Genomic DNA, 14,210 nt, shown 5'->3' with positions numbered 1-14,210 from the left:
CGCCGGTGGAGCGGTGGCGGCCCGTGCCGGGCCGCTCCGCGTCGGAGCCGCCCGATCCGAGCGGGCCCGCGCCGGGGGCGTCCCGGCCGGCGCCGCCGTGCTGTGCCGCGGGCCGTTGGGGGTCGGGGGCGAGGCCCCCGCTGCGGGACGAAGCCTGGTGGGGGAAGGGCCCCTGCGGTCCCGTGCCGGTCCTGCGGGCTTCACCGGGTGCGGCTGCGGGGCCGCCGTGGCTCACGCCGGACCAGGGGTCGGCAGCCGGGTGGGATCCCGGGTTGACCCCCGGGTGGGATACCTGGCCGAAGTCGCCGGTACCCGCCCGGTTGCCGCCGGTGTCCGTTCCGGACGGGGCGCCGGTCGCGCCGGTGCCGGTGGTTGCGGCGCCGTGGGCTCCGCCGGGGGAGCCTCCCGGGCGGCGAGGGCTCGCTTCGGGCCAGGGGCCGGATGCCGAGCCGGGCCCAGCGCCGGGTCCTCGGGCTCCGCCGAGGGAACCGGTCTGGCCGGCCTGGCCGTCCCGGTTGCCGTGACTGCCGTGACTGGCGTGACTGCCGTGACTGCCGTGATTGCCGTGATTGCCTGGGCCGGTCTGGCCGCCTTGGTCGCCGTAGCCGCCATCGCTGCCCTGGCCGTCCTGGCTCGCGCCGGAGCCTGCTGCCGACCGGGAGCCGGGCACCGCACCGGCCCCGCCGGTCCCCGGGGCTCCGCCGTGGCTCACGCCGGTCCCCGGGCCGTTCCCCCGGGATACGCCGTGGTTCACGCCGGACCAGGGGTCGGCATCAGGGCGGGAGCCCGCGCCAGAGCCGGTTCCACCCGGGCTGTACCCCGCGCCGGAGCCGCCGGTCCCCGCGCCGGAGCCGTCGGTCCGGCCAGGGCGGGAGCCCGCGCCAGAGCCGGTTCCACTCGGGCTGGACCCCGCGCCGGAGCCAGTCCTGGGCCCGCTGGGCGCCGTACCGTCCGCGTCGGGGTCCTCGTCCGGGGTGGCCGTCCAGGTGTCGTCCGCCAGGGTGAGGGACAGGTGGCCCTCCAGGTCGGGGGTGAGCGGGCGGGGCCGGGGGGTCGGGCCCGACGCCAGGCGGAGGGTGGATTCGCCGATCCGCAGGAGTGCGCCCGGGGCCAGTGGCACCGGGGCGGCGCCGACCACCGCGCCGTCGAGGGTGGTGCCGTTCGTCGATCCGAGGTCGGCCACCGCCACCCGCCCGTCCGGCATGACGGTGACGGCGCAGTGCAGCCGCGAGACGTCGAGATCGTCCAGCGGGACGTCCGCGTCGGCCGAGCGCCCGATCCGGATCGCCCCCGGGTGCAGCAGATGTACTCCGCCCGCGTCGGGTCCGGCCACGACGTGCAGCCGGGGCACGTCCCCGGGCCCGGCGTCCGCCAGTACGTCGGGGCCGGGCAGGTGCAGCGAGAGCACCGCCCCGTCCACGAGCGGCGGTTCACCGAGTGCGCACCGCGCGGGATCGAGCCGCTCCGTACCGGCGTAGAGCACGACCGTGCCGCCGGTGTCCGGGCCGCCGACGGTCGCCGCGAGCCCGGAGGCCACCGCGGACAGCGCGGTGCCCGCGGGCGCGGTGACGAGCACGTCGCAGCTCGCCGGCGCGGCGGAGGTGGTGGAGGTGGCGGCCGGGTGGTGGCCGCTGCGCGGCCCCGAGCCAAGGACGGTCAGCCGGATCTGCATCGCCGTCAGCGGTCCCTTCTGCGCGGTGCGCGGTGTGTGCGCCCGGCAGGGATCCACGGGACAACGGCGTGAATGCCGTGCCCGTCCGCCCCCACCCGGCACGGACGCGTCGTCCGGTCAGGTCTGCCCGGAAGGCGGGGCTCCCGTCCCGGCCGTTCCGTACGGGTGCATCCTCGCACCTGTCGCGGACGACACGCCCGCCACCCACCGACAAGTGATCTTGATCGGTCGCGGACCCGCACCGGACCTGCGACCGGGCCGGTCGGATACGGACATCGGAGCGCGCAAAATCGCCCCTGGCATACGCCGCAAACTTCACCCTTCGCGCATATGTGCGGCAACCAACCTTCGGCGCCCGGCGTCTCTACTCGGGACACCCCCTAGAGTGGGCCGGAAAACCCATCGCCGAAATCGACACAGCAGGGAGCGCGCGACGTGCGGCCAGTCGGCAGCAAGTACCTGCTCGAGGAGCCGCTCGGACGCGGCGCCACGGGCACCGTCTGGCGCGCCCGCCAGCGGGAGGCCGCCGGTGCGGAGGCGGCAGTCGCCGGCCACCCCGGCGAGACCGTGGCCATCAAGGTCCTCAAGGAGGAGCTGGCCCAGGACGCGGACATCGTCATGCGCTTCCTGCGCGAGCGCTCCGTCCTGCTGCGCCTGACCCACCCCAACATCGTCCGCACCCGCGACCTCGTCGTCGAGGGCGATCTCCTCGCCCTGGTCATGGACCTCATCGACGGTCCGGACCTGCACAAGTACCTCCGCGAGAACGGGCCCTTCACCCCGGTCGCCGCGAGCCTGCTGACCGCCCAGATCGCGGACGCGCTCGCCGCCAGCCACGCCGACGGCGTGGTCCACCGCGACCTGAAGCCCGCCAACGTCCTGCTGGACGAGCGCGACGGCCAGATGAAGCCGATGCTCACCGACTTCGGCATCGCGCGGCTGGCGGACTCCCCGGGCCTGACGCGCACGCACGAGTTCGTCGGCACCCCGGCCTACGTCGCGCCCGAGTCCGCGGAGGGCCGCCCGCAGACCTCCGCCGTCGACATCTACGGCGCCGGCATCCTGCTCTACGAGCTCCTCACCGGCCGTCCGCCCTTCGCCGGCGGCAGCGCTCTCGAGGTCCTGCACCGCCACCTCAGCGAGGAGCCGCAGCGCCCGGCGAACGTGCCCGAGCCGCTGTGGACGGTCATCGAGCGCTGCCTGCGCAAGGAGCCGTACGAGCGCCCGAGCGCGCAGAGCCTGGCGCGCGGCCTGCGCGTCGTGGCCTGCGGCATCGGCGTGCACTCCACCGTCACCGAGGTCGAGGCCGCGCTCGGCGTCGGCGCGCTGCTCGCGCCGGACACCTCGCCCGCGCCGGTCCCCGCGACCCCGGGCGCGTACGGTTCGCCCGGCTCCTCGGACGCGACGCAGGTACTGCCCGGGGGCGGCGGAGCCTCCCCGATGGGGGCCTACGACCCGAACGGCATGACCAGCGTGCTGCCCCCGGTCGGTGCGGCCGACGCCACGTCCGTGCTGCCCTCCACCGGCGGCCCGGGCGGCGCACCCGGCCCGGATCCCACGTCGGTGATGCCGCCCGTGCAGCGGCCGGACCAGCCGCACCCGTGGCAGTCGCAGATGCAGGCGGCCCGCGACCGCAACGAGCAGACGCAGATGCAGTACCTCGACCCGAGCGAGGACCCGCTGCGACGGCGGCCGCAGCGGCAGGCGCCCGGGGCGCAGGCTCCGCAGCAGCAGCGCCCCCAGCAGCCTCAGCAGCAGCCGTACCGGCAGGGCCCGACGCCGCAACAGCAGCAGTACCAGCAGCCGCAGCGGCCTCAGCAGCCCCAGTCCCAGCAGTGCGGGCAGCAGCAGTTCGCGCCGCCGCCCCCGCCGCAGCACTACCAGCCGCAGCAGCACCAGCCCCAGCAGTACCAGCAGCCGCAGGGGCAGCCCCAGTACCGCCAGCCCCAGCCCCCGCCGCAGCAGCAGCCCCCGCAGGGCCCGCCGCCGCGGCAGCGGCCGGCCGAGCGCGAACCGCGTCGCCGCAGCGCGAACCCGGTCAAGATCCCGGGTCTGGGCTGCCTGAAGGGCTGCCTGGTGCTGATCCTGGTGTTCTTCGTCGCGGGCTGGCTGGTCTGGGAGCTGACCCCGCTCCAGGAGTGGGTCGGCACCGGCCGGGGCTGGTGGGACCAGGTGTGGACCTGGGGCACGGACGTCGTGGACTGGGTCGGCACGATCGGCGACGCCACGGGCCGTACGAACCCCTGAGCCGGCCCGAATCGGGCCCCGAGTCGGGCCCGGAGTCGCCGACTTCATGGATTTGTCGACTTCTGGGACGTGATTTCGCCCGCAGAAGTCAAGGTCGCCGCGATCCGTGGACTCCAACCCCCACCCGGCCGCGTAGCTTTGGCACGTACGCCAGCCGCTGAGGGAGCAGTCTTGGCACGGAAGATCGGCAGCCGGTACACCGCGCACCAGATCCTGGGGCGCGGCAGCGCGGGCACGGTATGGCTGGGCGAGGGGCCGGACGGCCCCGTCGCCGTCAAACTGCTGCGCGAAGACCTCGCGTCCGACCAGGAACTCGTCGGGCGGTTCGTCCAGGAACGCAGCGCGCTGCTCGGCCTGGAGCACCCGCACGTCGTCTGCGTCCGCGACCTCGTCGTGGACGGCAACGACCTCGCCCTCGTCATGGACCTCGTACGCGGTACGGACCTGCGCACGCGGCTCGACCGCGAGCGGCGGCTCGCCCCCGAGGCGGCCGTGGCGATCGTCGCGGACGTCGCCGACGCGCTGGCCGCGGCGCACGCGGCCGGGGTCGTGCACCGGGACGTCAAACCGGAGAACGTCCTCCTCGACATGCAGGGCCCGCTCGGGCCGGGCGGCGCGCATCCGGCGCTGCTCACCGACTTCGGCGTGGCCAAGCTCATCGACTCCCCGCGGCGGACCTCCGGCGGGCGGGTGCCCGCGCCCACCACACGGATCATCGGAACGCCGGACTACCTGGCGCCCGAGATCGTGGAGGGGCTGCCGCCGCGCGCCGCGGTGGACATCTACGCCCTCGCGACCGTGCTCTACGAGCTGCTCGCGGGTTTCACGCCGTTCGGCGGCGGGCACCCCGGGGCGGTCCTGCGCCGCCACGTGACCGAGACCGTGGTCCCGCTGCCGGGGATCCCCGACGAGCTGTGGCAGCTGATGGTCCAGTGCCTGGCGAAGGCCCCCGCCTCGCGGCTGCGCGCCTCGGAGCTCTCGCTGCGGCTGAGGGACCTGCAGCCGCTGCTCGCCGGGATGCCGCCGCTGGACGTGGACGAGCCGGACGAGCCGGAGCCGGCCGAGTCGCCGGAGCCGGAGTCCGCGGCCGATCCGGTCCGGCGGCGGGGCGTGGTCCCGCTGGTGCCCGGCTCCGGTTCCGGGGCGGACTCCAACCGCGACACCCACACGTCCATGCGGGTGCCGGGGCCCGACGAGCTGGCGGGGGGCGCACTGGGCACGGCCCGGGTCCCGCGCCCGGCGGGCGGCCACCGGCCGGGCTCCGCCCGGCACCGGGCGGAGACGGTGCGCAAGCGGCGGCTGGCGCTGTCGGCCGCGGCCGTCGCGCTGGCCGTGGCCGTCGGCGTCGGCAGCTGGCTCGCGGTCTCCTCGGACTCCGAGGCGCCGCCGGACAGCAAGCAGTCGGGCCCCGCCGCCCCGTAGCCCGGGGACGGGGGACCGGGGAGCAGGGGGACCGGGAGGCCGGGCCCGCCGGGCCCCCCAGGGGCCTACGCGCCCACGAGTTCCGGGTGCCAGCGCCGCGCCACCGTCGGGTGGGCGCGGACCCAGCCCTTCAGCTCGTTGCGGCCGTACTGCGCGTGCAGCGGGTTCGACGCGTCGTGCGCGACGCCCGGCGCCGACCGCAGGTAGTCGCCCGGGACCGTCTCGATCACCGCGTCCAGCCGCGGGTTGTAGAAGAACGGCACCGAGTACCGCTCCACCGCCCCCCGCGGGCTGACCACCCGGTGGTCCGTCGCCGTCAGGTACCCCTCGGTCGCGATCTCCAGCAGCTCGCCCAGGTTCACCACGAAGGCCCCGGGCAGCGGCGGGATGTCGACGTAGGCCCCGTCCCGGACCACCTGGAGCCCGCCCACCGAGTCCTGCAGCAGCAGGGTCAGGAAGCCGTAGTCCTTGTGCGCCCCGACCCCCTGGTCGGTGCCCGTCGGCGCGGCTCCCGGGTACCGGATCAGCTTCGTGTGCAGGTGGGGGCGGTCCGCGAAGGCCGCGTCGAAGAAGCCGGGGGGCGCCCCGATCGAGGCCAGCAGCTCCTGGAGCAGGCGGTGCGCGACCGCCGCCAGCCGGGCCTGCCACTCCAGCACCGCGCCCCGCAGCTCGGGCAGCGCCGCCGGCCACTGGTTCGGACCCTCCAGCCACAGGTACGCCGGGTCGTCCGGCCCCACCACCGGCGCCGGCCGCTCCGCGCCCACGTCCAGCTGGTCCCGCCAGTCGAAGGCGCCGCCCGTCAGCTCGTGGCCGATGCGGGTGTACCCGCGGAAGTGCGGGGAGTTCAGATTGCTCACGGCCAGCCGGTCGGCCTCCGGGAGCGCGAAGAAAGCCCTGGTCAGCTCCAGGATGCGGGAGGTCTCGGCGGCGGTGACGCCGTGCCCGGTGAGGTGCAGGAAACCGCTGTCCCGGGCGGCCGCGTGCAGCTGCTCGCGGAACGAGTCGCGCAGGGCCGGATCGTCGGCCTGGGAGAGGTCCAGGACCGGGAGGGAGGGCTCCGGCGCGGCGGGCGCTGCGGGCCCGGCGGAAGACGGGAAGGACGACGAGGGGTCGGAAGAAGGCGCGGACGGCATGACGGCTCCGTTTCGGATGTCACGGGGTCCTGTCCCCAGGGGTGGCGGGGACCGCGGCCTGGGGAGGGGCCGCCGGCAGGGTTGGCGCCGGGGCCGCGAGGGCCGCGTGCAGGACCAAGTCGGATCGGGGTGGATCAGGCTTGGAGCAGGTCCGGCGGCAGACAGCTCGTCGTCGTGACGCGCATGTGGTCCACATGGCGGCGCTTGACGAGGAGGACGGTCATACGGTGAGCGTACGCCCGTCCGTCCCGCCACCAGAACGGGTGATTCGGCCTGGCCGGAGAGCGGCCCCCGGGAACCGGCTACGCTGGACCCGTGGCAGTCGTCGATGTTTCCGAAGAGCTCAAGTCCCTCTCCTCGACCATGGGGTCGATCGAGGCCGTCCTGGACCTCGACAAGCTGAGGGCGGATATCGCCGTGCTCGAGGAGCAGGCCGCCGCGCCGTCCCTGTGGGACGACCCGGAGGCCGCCCAGAAGATCACGAGCAAGCTTTCGCACCTCCAGGCAGAGGTCCGCAAGACCGAGAACCTGCGGGGACGCATCGACGACCTCGCGGTGCTGTTCGAGCTCGCCCAGGAGATGGACGACGCGGACACCCTCGTGGAGGCGGAGGCCGAGCTGGTCTCCGTACGCAAGGCGCTGGACGAGATGGAGGTCCGCACCCTGCTCTCCGGCGAGTACGCCGAGCGCGAGGCGCTGGTCAACATCCGTGCCGAGGCCGGCGGCGTGGACGCCTCCGACTTCGCCGAGCGCCTCCAGCGCATGTACCTGCGCTGGGCCGAGCGCCACGGCTACCCGACCGAGATCTACGAGACCTCGTACGCGGAAGAGGCCGGCATCAAGTCGACCACCTTCGTGGTCAAGGCCCCGTACGCGTACGGCACCCTCTCCGTGGAGCAGGGCACCCACCGCCTCGTCCGGATCTCGCCCTTCGACAACCAGGGCCGGCGCCAGACCTCCTTCGCGGGCGTCGAAGTGCTGCCGGTCGTCGAGTCCAGCGACCACGTCGAGATCGACGAGGGCGAGCTGCGCATCGACGTGTACCGCGCCTCGGGCCCCGGCGGCCAGGGCGTCAACACCACCGACTCGGCGGTGCGCATCACGCACCTGCCGACCGGCATCGTCGTGTCCTGCCAGAACGAGCGCTCGCAGATCCAGAACAAGGCCAGCGCCATGAACGTCCTCCAGGCCAAGCTGCTCGAGCGGCGCCGCCAGGAGGAGAAGGACAGGATGGACGCCCTCAAGGACGGCGGCAGCTCCTGGGGCAACCAGATGCGGTCCTACGTCCTGCACCCGTACCAGATGGTCAAGGACCTCCGGACGGAGTTCGAGGTCGGCAACCCGCAGGCGGTGCTCGACGGCGAGATCGACGGCTTCCTCGAGGCCGGCATCCGCTGGCGCAAGCAGCAGGAGCAGGCCGCGTAAGCGTCGCGCGGAGCGAGCGGGGACACCCGAGCGGACACGAACGAACGCGAAAGGGGCCCGGACACCGTGCAGGTGTCCGGGCCCTTCCGTCGCTGGAGGAGCTACGCGGTCTGCTGGGCCACCAGTGCCAGAGCGGCCACCAGGATCACCAGCAGCGCGATGAGCGCCACCGGAGTCAGGCCGCCGGAGGGGCCCTCCTGCTGGAGGCGCTCCCTGCTCGCCCGGCACACCCGGCAGCGGCCCTGGCTGACGGGTGCGGCGCAGTTCGCGCACACGAGCCGGTCAAATGTCATGCGCTCCTCCTTTCGTCCCCTCGGTTACAACGGCAGGCGGTACGAGTCCGTTCCCCCACCACTGTGCCAGCTCCGCCGACATTAGGCGCGGCCCGTCCGTACAAGCTCGGTCGCGCACCCCTCGGACCAGGGGATATATCGGGCAACTCCGGACCTCGGGTCCACACCTCGCGCCTGTTCGCGTATGGTCACGCACACCTACTCCCGGCGACCGTGGTGCACACCGTGATCCGATTCGACAACGTCTCCAAGTCCTACCCGAAGCAGAGCCGTCCCGCACTCAGAGATGTCTCCCTGGACATCGCGAAGGGCGAGTTCGTCTTCCTGGTCGGCTCCTCCGGCTCCGGCAAGTCCACCTTCATGCGGCTCATCCTGCGCGAGGAGCGGGCGAGCCAAGGCCAGGTCCACGTCCTGGGCAAGGACCTCGCCAGACTCTCCAACTGGAAGGTTCCGCACATGCGGCGCCAGCTGGGGACCGTCTTCCAGGACTTCCGGCTCCTGCCGAACAAGTCGGTGGCCGAGAACGTGGCCTTCGCCCAGGAGGTCATCGGCAGGCCGCGCGGCGAGATCAAGAAGGCCGTCCCCCAGGTCCTCGAACTCGTCGGCCTCGGCGGCAAGGAGGACCGGATGCCCGGCGAGCTCTCCGGCGGTGAGCAGCAGCGCGTGGCCATCGCCCGCGCCTTCGTCAACCGGCCGGCCCTGCTGATCGCGGACGAGCCCACCGGCAACCTGGACCCCCAGACCTCCGTCGGCATCATGAAGCTGCTGGACCGGATCAACCGGACCGGCACCACCGTGATCATGGCGACCCACGACCAGCAGATCGTCGACCAGATGCGCAAGCGCGTCATCGAACTCGAACAGGGCCGACTCGTGCGCGACCAGTCGCGCGGCGTCTACGGCTACCAGCACTGAAAGGTCCCTGAGACGCAATGCGCGCCCAGTTCGTCATGTCGGAGATCGGCGTCGGTCTCCGTCGCAATCTCACCATGACCTTCGCGGTCATCATCTCCGTGGGCTTGTCGCTGGCCCTGTTCGGCGGTTCCCTGCTCATGCGCGAGCAGGTGAGCACGATGAAGGGCTACTGGTACGACAAGGTCAACGTCTCCGTCTACCTCTGCAACAAGAACGACGCGGAGGCCGCCGGCGGGACGTCCTGCTCCAAGGGTGCGGTGACCCCGGAGCAGAAGCAGGCCCTGGAGGCCGAGCTCAAGGGCATGGACCTCGTCGAGAACGTCACCTACGAGTCCGCCGACGAGGCCTTCAAGCACTACCAGTCGCAGTTCGGCCACACCGCCCTGGCCGCCTCCATCACCCCGGACCAGATGCAGGAGTCCTTCCGGGTCAAGCTCAAGCAGCCCGAGAAGTACAAGGTCATCACGACCTCCTTCTCCGGCCGTGACGGAGTCCAGTCCGTCGAGGACCAGAGCACGGTCATAGACAACATCTTCAGACTCCTCGGCTACCTCAACTGGGCCGCCCTCGGCATCATGCTGATCATGCTGATCGTGGCGCTGCTGCTGATCGTCAACACGGTGCGCGTCTCCGCCTTCAGCCGTCGGCGCGAGACCGGGATCATGCGGTTGGTGGGCGCCTCCAGCTTCTACATCCAGGTGCCGTTCATCATGGAGGCCGCCTTCGCCGGCCTCATCGGCGCGGTCTTCGCCTGCGTGATGCTCGGCGCGGGCCAGTACTTCGTGATCGACCACGGCGCCGCGCTGCGCGACAAGTTGGAGCTGATCAACTTCATCGGCTGGGACTCCGTCCTGACCAAGCTGCCGCTGGTGCTCGTCATCGGGGTGCTGATGCCTTCGCTGGCGGCCTTCATCGCGTTGCGCAAGTACCTGAAGGTGTGACGAGCGCCCCGCGAGCGGAACGGCCAACCGTCCGTACCGCCGCGGGGCTTGTCCTAGACTCGGCGCCATGCCGGCTCTGCCCGTCTTCTGTCTCCGGCCCCGCGACCTGCGTCGCGGGGCCGCTTTGACGTTGGCCTTCTGCGCGGCCGTCGGCGCCGGGGTCTGCACGGGTAGTTGGGCCCCCGGCCGCGGTGACGGCGCCGGGTCCTCGACCGTCCTGGCGATCCGTACGGGTTCCCCCGCGGGCTCGGCCACGGGCGTGGTTACGGGCTCGGGCGCACCCGCCGACCGGGACGCGGTGGCCCGCGCCGCCGCGCAGGCCGCCGCCGAGGGCAAGTCGGGCAAGCAGGCCGCCGAGGACGTGGTCAGCCGCAGCGGGGACCGCTGGGGCATGGTCTACGACCAGAGCGAGTACGAGGCCTTCTCCGACGAGCTCGACGGCCGCTGGACCGGGGTCGGCCTGTGGGCCGTGCGGACGCGCGACGACCACATCGCGATCGACCGGGTCCAGCCCGGCGGCCCCGCCGACCGGGCCGGCTTGCGCGGCGGGGACCGGCTGCTGAGCGTCGACGGGCAGGGTGTGACCGGGCTCCGGGTCGCCGAGGTGGTGGCCCTGCTGCGCGGCGCGGCCGGCACCCCCGTGGTGCTGAAACTGACCCGGGACGGCGCGGACCTCACTGAGACCGTGCGGCGCGAGGAGCTGCGCGCCGAGCCGGTGACCGTACGGGAGATCCCGGGCGGCATCACCGTGATCAAGGTGGCCTCCTTCACCCGTGGCTCCGGTGACCGGGTCCGGGCCGCCGTCCGCGCGGCCCCGCCCGGCGGCGGTTTCATGCTCGATCTGCGAGGCAACACCGGCGGCCTGGTGACCGAGGCGGTGACGGCCGCTTCCGCTTTCCTGGACGGCGGGCTCGTGGCGACGTACGACGTGCGCGGCGACCAGCGCGCGCTCTACGCCACCCCGGGCGGCGATACGGCCCGGCCGCTGGTGGCGCTGATCGACGGCGGCACGATGAGCGCGGCCGAGCTGGTGACCGGCGCGCTCCAGGACCGGGGCCGCGCGGTGGCGGTCGGCACCCGCACCTTCGGCAAGGGCTCGGTGCAGATGCCGACGGAGCTGCCGGACGGTTCGGTGGCGGAGCTGACGGTGGGCACGTACCGCACTCCGGGGGGCCGGAGCCCGGACGGCGGCGGCATCGCGCCGGACCTGACGGCGGCGGACAGGACCGAGGAACGGGCCCGCGCGGTATTGAGTGGCCTCGGGGTGGGTCGGTAGTGCGAAAATGACCGCACTATGGCTAAGGAAACAGGGCGCAAGCTGATCGCCCAGAACAAGAAGGCGCGGCACGACTACACGATCATCGACACCTACGAGTGCGGTCTCGTGCTCACCGGTACCGAGGTCAAGTCCCTGCGCCAGGGCCGTGCCTCGCTGGTGGACGGCTTCGTGTCGGTGGAGAGCGGCGAGGCCTGGCTCTACAACGTGCACGTGCCCGAGTACAGCCAGGGCACCTGGACCAACCACAGCGCGCGCCGCAAGCGCAAGCTGCTCCTGCACCGCGAGGAGATCGACAAGCTGGACTCGAAGACGGGGGAGACGGGCAACACGATCGTGCCGCTCTCCCTGTACTTCAAGGACGGCCGGGCGAAGATCGAGATCGCGCTGGCGAAGGGCAAGAAGGAGTACGACAAGCGCCAGGCCCTGCGGGAGAAGCAGGACACGCGCGAGACGAACCGGGTGATCTCGGCCGTGAAGCGCAAGGAGCGCGGTCGGCTTTAATCTCCTGGCACAGCGCGCTCCACGTCGCGTACCATGGGCATCAGCACCACACGCTTGCGGTCTGCGAGTGGGTGGTGGCTGTGCGAGCAGGACTCAACTGAATAGTGTGAAACATGGGGATGATCGGTTTCGACAGCGGATGTCGATGTAGGGGAAGCGAGCCGAGGAAGCGGCAATGATCTCGTTAACCATATGTCGCAAACAATAATCGCCAACTCCAAGAGCGATAACTCCCGCTTCACCCTCGCTGCCTAATAACAGTGAGCTGAAGCCTCTGTGAGGAGCGTCAGCCCGGAAGTGGTCCCGGTCCGGATCCTGGCGTCAATTAGGGATCTAAACCTCTAGCCCCGGTCGCGGGGACTTGAGGGAAATCAAACAGCGACTGAGCCCGTCGGAGACTTGTCCGTGTGATCTCCGGGGCTGAGAAAAGCGCAGCGGAATGCGCTCGGAGAAGCCCTACCTCTGCACCGTTGGACGCGGGTTCGATTCCCGCCATCTCCACTCATCCCATGTGGGCAAAGGCCCCCCGACCTGCGAAAACTTCGCGAGGATGGGGGGTCTTCGTCATGCGGGAGCACGGCGGAGCACCACCCCTCCGGCAGCGTGGCGGATGCGGCAGCGGCGTCAGGTGCCTGGGCGTGGCGGGTGGTCGCCGTCTGGAGTGATGACCTCGATTGCGCAACAAGGCTTCTGAACGCCTCGTTTGATGCGTGCGTCTGCCGTCAGCAGGGGGACGCCCAGTGTTTCGGCGAGGGCGACGTAGGTGGCGTCGTAGGCAGAGAGATTGGCGTACAGCTTACGGACCCGGGGGAGCAGGAGGCCTGTCTCGTGCCGCTGCAGGCGCAACCCTTGGTAGGTCTTGAAGTGCTCGTCGAGACTCGTTGGGTCGATTTTGGCGCCGTGTGCCAGGCCCAGAAGAGCGGAGGCGATTTCGGTGTCCAGCAGGTAGGGGGCGGCGAGAGTGTCTTCCTCGCCGATGCGCCGGCGGGCGGCGGCGCCCCGAGAGCCCCTGTCCGTGAGGAACAGGACCAGGGCGGAGGAGTCTACGACGATCAACGGCCCGCCCTGCCTGCGTCGATAGCGTCGAGGACGTCCTGGATGTCGATGTCCTCGGTGGCGTAGCGCTCGGCACGGTCGGCCATTTCGGCGAGCGTGGGCTGGGTGGCTTCGCGGGTGACGAGGCTGAGCAGGTAGGCCTGGAGGGACTGTCCGGCCTCAGCGGCGCGGACCTTTATGCGGCGGGCGATGTCGTCGGGGACCTCACGGATCGTAAATGCAGTCATGACTGCATTTTATCGTCAATGCAGTCACTTCGCAGTCGCTCGACCGAGGGGACATCCGTGCTCCCGGCGGGAGCACGGGCCGTGCCGTCCGATGCCGTCCCGTGCTGTCCGGTGTCGTCTTGTGCCGCTATGCCCGGCGCGAAGCCGGTCTGCTCGGGTCGCATACGGCCATGCGTGCGGGTTCGATTCCCGCCATCTCGGTGGCTGGTCAGTAGTGGTAGCGCGCCTTGAGGATCTTTACTTCCTTGTCATCGACGCGGTACACGAGCCGGTGTTCGTCATCGATGCGGCGGGACCAGTAGCCGGACAATTCGCCCTTCAAGGGTTCGGGCTTGCCGGTCCCGGCGAACGGGGTGCGCTGGATCTCGCCGATCAGACGCGTGATTCTGACGGCCTTCTTTCGGTCGGACGTCAGCCAGAACAGGAAGTCCTCCCAGGCGTCGGGATCGAAGCTGACGCCCCTCACTCGTCACCTGCCGCGTCGGCTGTCAGGGACTCCAGCTCCTCCATGGTCTTGGTGGTCCCGGCGTCGCCTGCCTTGTCACGGGCGACGGCCTCCATCAGGCGGCGGGCGTTGGCGGGGGAGCGCAGCAGGTAGACGGTCTCCTGCCAGGACTCGTAGTCCTCGGCGGACATCAGGACGGCGTCACCCGCGTTGGAGGTGATGCGCGTGACGGTGTGGTCAGCGGCTACCTCCTTGATGAGCTTGAACAGGTTGGCGCGTGCGGTGGTCGCCGAGACGGCGGGTGTGGACACGAGCACCCCCTCCTATGTACAGAAATTCGGTACGTACCGCTTCTCGGTACATGTGGAGGCTATCACCTGTACCGGATTCCCGTACATGGGTGAGTGTTCGGTATCAGTCCAATCCCGTAGTCAGCTCTGGCCACGGCTTCGATTCCCGCCATCTCCACAACCCCCATGTTGGGGTAAAGGCCCCGCGGCCATCAGGCTGCGGGGCCTTTGTCATGCCCGTCAGTAGCGGTAGCGGGCCTTCAGGCGTCCTCGCGGTCGCGGGCGGCCGCTTCCGTGAGGCGCTTCGCGTTCTCCGGGGAGCGGAGCGGGTGGACGGTGCCAAGGAGGAGGGCCAGGAGCGCCG

The 14,210-nt window shown here is 71.5% G+C and carries 14 protein-coding genes and 1 other RNA gene; 8 read left to right on the top strand and 7 right to left on the bottom strand.

Features of this window, described 5'->3' with window-relative positions; genetic code table 11:
* Positions 1–1,729 (bottom strand): FHA domain-containing protein (locus J7E97_RS34565; protein ID WP_308346938.1); only part of this gene is annotated, 1,729 nt, incomplete at its 3' end.
* 378 nt (positions 1,730–2,107) lie between these two features.
* Here J7E97_RS34565 and J7E97_RS34560 point away from each other — a divergent pair.
* On the top strand, positions 2,108–3,919 hold the full coding sequence (locus J7E97_RS34560; protein ID WP_215035470.1) for a serine/threonine-protein kinase: 1,812 nt from the start codon (positions 2,108–2,110) through the stop codon (positions 3,917–3,919).
* A gap of 171 nt (positions 3,920–4,090) precedes the next feature.
* A complete protein-coding gene (locus J7E97_RS34555) occupies positions 4,091–5,341 on the top strand; it encodes a serine/threonine-protein kinase (RefSeq protein ID WP_215035468.1) in 1,251 nt (416 codons plus the stop codon).
* A gap of 65 nt (positions 5,342–5,406) precedes the next feature.
* Here the strand turns inward: J7E97_RS34555 and J7E97_RS34550 are convergent, their stop codons facing one another.
* Entirely contained in the window at positions 5,407–6,474 is a 1,068-nt protein-coding gene (locus tag J7E97_RS34550) for an isopenicillin N synthase family oxygenase (RefSeq protein ID WP_215035467.1), read from the bottom strand.
* Between the two features lie 315 nt (positions 6,475–6,789).
* On the opposite strand from J7E97_RS34550, the gene prfB reads away from it, so the two are divergent.
* A complete protein-coding gene (gene prfB, locus J7E97_RS34545) occupies positions 6,790–7,899 on the top strand; it encodes a peptide chain release factor 2 (protein WP_215035465.1) in 1,110 nt (369 codons plus the stop codon).
* A gap of 101 nt (positions 7,900–8,000) precedes the next feature.
* On the opposite strand, the gene J7E97_RS34540 is transcribed toward prfB, so the two are convergent.
* The gene (locus tag J7E97_RS34540; RefSeq protein WP_215035463.1) at positions 8,001–8,192 is read right to left on the bottom strand and encodes a hypothetical protein; all 192 of its coding nucleotides are present in this window, start codon (positions 8,190–8,192) and stop codon (positions 8,001–8,003) included.
* Between the two features lie 225 nt (positions 8,193–8,417).
* On the opposite strand from J7E97_RS34540, the gene ftsE reads away from it, so the two are divergent.
* From ftsE to ssrA, 5 genes are all read left to right on the top strand, one after another.
* Positions 8,418–9,107 (top strand): cell division ATP-binding protein FtsE, encoded by a 690-nt coding sequence (ftsE, locus tag J7E97_RS34535; protein WP_215035461.1) that lies wholly within the window; start codon positions 8,418–8,420, stop codon positions 9,105–9,107.
* Positions 9,108–9,124: 17 nt separating this feature from the next.
* Positions 9,125–10,048 (top strand): permease-like cell division protein FtsX, encoded by a 924-nt coding sequence (gene ftsX / locus J7E97_RS34530; protein ID WP_215035458.1) that lies wholly within the window; start codon positions 9,125–9,127, stop codon positions 10,046–10,048.
* A gap of 67 nt (positions 10,049–10,115) precedes the next feature.
* Positions 10,116–11,324, top strand: a complete 1,209-nt coding sequence (locus J7E97_RS34525) for a S41 family peptidase (RefSeq protein ID WP_215035456.1) — start codon at positions 10,116–10,118, stop codon at positions 11,322–11,324.
* 18 nt (positions 11,325–11,342) lie between these two features.
* Positions 11,343–11,828: an SsrA-binding protein SmpB gene (smpB, locus tag J7E97_RS34520; RefSeq protein ID WP_215035454.1), complete on the top strand. Its 486-nt coding sequence runs from the start codon at positions 11,343–11,345 to the stop codon at positions 11,826–11,828.
* A gap of 115 nt (positions 11,829–11,943) precedes the next feature.
* Positions 11,944–12,332, top strand: a transfer-messenger RNA (tmRNA) gene (ssrA, locus tag J7E97_RS34515).
* Positions 12,333–12,452: 120 nt separating this feature from the next.
* Here the strand turns inward: ssrA and J7E97_RS34510 are convergent.
* From J7E97_RS34510 to J7E97_RS34495, 4 genes are all read right to left on the bottom strand, one after another.
* On the bottom strand, positions 12,453–12,884 hold the full coding sequence (locus tag J7E97_RS34510; protein ID WP_215035452.1) for a type II toxin-antitoxin system VapC family toxin: 432 nt from the start codon (positions 12,882–12,884) through the stop codon (positions 12,453–12,455).
* A complete protein-coding gene (locus tag J7E97_RS34505) occupies positions 12,881–13,111 on the bottom strand; it encodes an antitoxin (protein WP_215035450.1) in 231 nt (76 codons plus the stop codon). The genes J7E97_RS34510 and J7E97_RS34505 overlap by 4 nt, the downstream gene beginning before the upstream one ends.
* Positions 13,112–13,319: 208 nt before the next feature.
* A complete protein-coding gene (locus J7E97_RS34500; RefSeq protein WP_215035448.1) occupies positions 13,320–13,577 on the bottom strand; it encodes a Txe/YoeB family addiction module toxin in 258 nt (85 codons plus the stop codon).
* Positions 13,574–13,867, bottom strand: a complete 294-nt coding sequence (locus J7E97_RS34495; protein WP_215035446.1) for a type II toxin-antitoxin system Phd/YefM family antitoxin — start codon at positions 13,865–13,867, stop codon at positions 13,574–13,576. The genes J7E97_RS34500 and J7E97_RS34495 overlap by 4 nt, the downstream gene beginning before the upstream one ends.
* Between the last annotated feature and the right edge of the window lie 343 nt (positions 13,868–14,210).

It is taken from the genome of Streptomyces sp. ISL-66, from assembly GCF_018614135.1.
Taxonomy (GTDB): domain Bacteria; phylum Actinomycetota; class Actinomycetes; order Streptomycetales; family Streptomycetaceae; genus Streptomyces.
Note: the sequence above shows the minus strand (reverse complement) of the source record. Positions and strands in the feature narration are given on the sequence as shown.